Below are 2280 nucleotides of genomic sequence, written 5' to 3' on the forward strand. Positions count from 1 at the left end.
GGCAAGAAGGGCGCCGACATCGAGAAGCTTCGCAAGAAGCTGATGGAGATGACGAAGTCCGAGACGCACCTCAACATCGTTGAAGTGCGCAAGCCGGAAATCGACGCGACCCTGGTCGCCCAGTCGATCGCCCAGCAGCTCGAGCGTCGTATCGCGTTCCGCCGCGCCATGAAGCGTGCCGTTCAGTCGGCGATGCGCCTCGGGGCCGAAGGCATCCGCATCAACTGCGCCGGCCGCCTCGGCGGCGCCGAGATCGCGCGCATGGAATGGTATCGCGAAGGCCGCGTGCCGCTGCATACGCTGCGTGCGGACGTCGACTACGGTACGGCCGAAGCGCACACGGCTTATGGCATCTGCGGCGTCAAGGTCTGGGTGTTCAAGGGCGAAATCCTTGAGCATGACCCGATGGCTTCGGAGCGTCGGGCCAGCGAAAGCGATGCAGCGCATGGCGGTGGTGGTGATCGCGAACGCGGTCGTCGTCGCGAAAACGCCTGAGACATTTAGGAATTTGGAGTTAGAACGATGCTGCAGCCAAAGCGCACAAAGTTCCGCAAGCAGTTCAAGGGCCGTATCCATGGTACCGCAAAGGGCGGCACCAACCTGGATTTCGGTGGTTTCGGGCTGAAGGCGCTTGAGCCGAACCGCGTCACCGCACGTGAGATCGAGGCGGCCCGCCGCGCGATCACGCGTGAAATGAAGCGCGCTGGTCGCGTCTGGATCCGTATTTTCCCGGACGTGCCGGTCACTTCGAAGCCGACCGAAGTCCGCATGGGTAAGGGCAAGGGTGCGGTCGACTACTGGGCGGCGCGCGTCAAGCCGGGCCGTATCATGTTCGAGATCGACGGCGTCAATGAAGAAACCGCCCGTGAGGCACTGCGTCTCGGCGCGGCCAAGCTCTCGGTCAAGACGCGCTTCGTGCAGCGCATCGCAGAATAAGGACGGGCTGATCATGAAAGCCGAAGACATCCGGACCAAGACCCAGGACCAGCTGACCGACGACCTGGCCAGCCTGAAGAAGGAGCAGTTCAACCTGCGCTTCCAGAAGGCCACCGGCCAGCTCGAGAAGACCGCGCGCGTGAGACAGGTCCGTAAGGATATTGCGCGTATCAAGACCATCGCTGCGGAAAAGTCCGCGGCTAAGAAGGCTTAAGGACGAAAACCATGCCAAAGCGCATTCTGCAGGGCACCGTCGTCAGCGACAAGAACGAGAAGACGGTTGTCGTCAAGGTCGAACGGCGCTTCACGCATCCCGTGATGAAGAAGACCGTGCGCATGACCAAGAAGTACAAGGCGCACGACGAAAACAACGCCCACAAGGTCGGCGATCAGGTGTTCATCCAGGAATCGAAGCCGATTTCCAAGGACAAGCGCTGGATCGTCGTGTCTTCGGACCAAGCCTGACCTCGGGCGTAAACAACGAATTTTGGACAGACCGGGGAGGGGCTTTGAGCCCATCCCGTTAGAAGAGAAGAAGGCGGCCAGTCATGATTCAGATGCAAACAAACCTCGACGTCGCGGATAATTCCGGCGCCCGTCGTGTCATGTGCATCAAGGTGCTGGGCGGCTCGAAGCGGAAATACGCTTCCGTGGGCGACATCATCGTGGTGTCGATCAAGGAAGCCATTCCGCGCGGCCGCGTAAAGAAGGGCGATGTGATGAAGGCGGTCGTGGTTCGCACGGCCAAGGACATCCGCCGCCCGGACGGCAGCGTGATCCGTTTCGACAAGAACGCGGCCGTTCTCGTCGACAACAAGAAAGAGCCGATCGGCACGCGTATCTTCGGACCGGTTCCGCGCGAACTCCGCGCCAAGAACCACATGAAGATCATCTCGCTCGCGCCTGAAGTGCTGTAAGGAGCCGGACCAATGCAAAAGATTAGAAAAGGCGACAAGGTCGTCGTGCTGGCCGGCAAGGACAAGGGCCGTTCGGGCGAAGTCCTCTCGGTGCAGCCGAAGGAAGACACCGCGCTGGTGCGCGGCGTCAACATGATCCGTCGTCACCAGAAGCAGTCCCAGTCCCAAGAGGGCGGGATCATCACCAAGGAAGCGCCGATCCAGCTGTCGAACATCGCGCTGGCCGACCCCAAGGATGGCAAGCCGACCCGCGTCGGTTTCATCTTCCAGAAGGACGGCAAGAAGGTGCGCGTCGCCAAGCGCTCGGGAGAAGTCATCAATGGCTAAGGCTCAATCCAAGCAGGCGACCGCGAACAACACGCCGCGCCTCAAGCAGGTCTACAACGAGACCATCCGCAAGGCGTTGCAGGAACAGTTCGGCTACGAC

Annotated in this window: 6 protein-coding genes; all 6 read left to right on the forward strand. The window is 60.9% G+C overall.

From position 1 onward, the window contains the following. A partial coding sequence (rpsC, locus tag EN893_RS29775; RefSeq protein WP_128362015.1) for a 30S ribosomal protein S3 occupies positions 1–495 on the forward strand: 495 nt, incomplete at its 5' end. A gap of 27 nt (positions 496–522) precedes the next feature. After that, the gene (gene rplP / locus EN893_RS29780) at positions 523–936 is read left to right on the forward strand and encodes a 50S ribosomal protein L16 (RefSeq protein ID WP_013531427.1); all 414 of its coding nucleotides are present in this window, start codon (positions 523–525) and stop codon (positions 934–936) included. 13 nt (positions 937–949) lie between these two features. Then, a complete protein-coding gene (rpmC, locus tag EN893_RS29785; protein ID WP_006205459.1) occupies positions 950–1150 on the forward strand; it encodes a 50S ribosomal protein L29 in 201 nt (66 codons plus the stop codon). Positions 1151–1161: 11 nt separating this feature from the next. Continuing rightward, the gene (gene rpsQ / locus EN893_RS29790; RefSeq protein ID WP_010909280.1) at positions 1162–1401 is read left to right on the forward strand and encodes a 30S ribosomal protein S17; all 240 of its coding nucleotides are present in this window, start codon (positions 1162–1164) and stop codon (positions 1399–1401) included. An 83-nt stretch (positions 1402–1484) separates the two neighbouring features. Then, positions 1485–1853, forward strand: coding sequence for a 50S ribosomal protein L14 (gene rplN / locus EN893_RS29795; protein ID WP_006205457.1), 369 nt, complete (start codon positions 1485–1487; stop codon positions 1851–1853). Between the two features lie 12 nt (positions 1854–1865). Further along, the gene (gene rplX / locus EN893_RS29800) at positions 1866–2180 is read left to right on the forward strand and encodes a 50S ribosomal protein L24 (RefSeq protein ID WP_013531428.1); all 315 of its coding nucleotides are present in this window, start codon (positions 1866–1868) and stop codon (positions 2178–2180) included. Positions 2181–2280: the final 100 nt, after the last annotated feature.

Origin of the sequence: Mesorhizobium sp. M7A.F.Ca.CA.004.04.2.1, from assembly GCF_004022825.1 — a bacterium.
In the GTDB taxonomy this organism is placed as follows: Bacteria; Pseudomonadota; Alphaproteobacteria; order Rhizobiales; family Rhizobiaceae; genus Mesorhizobium.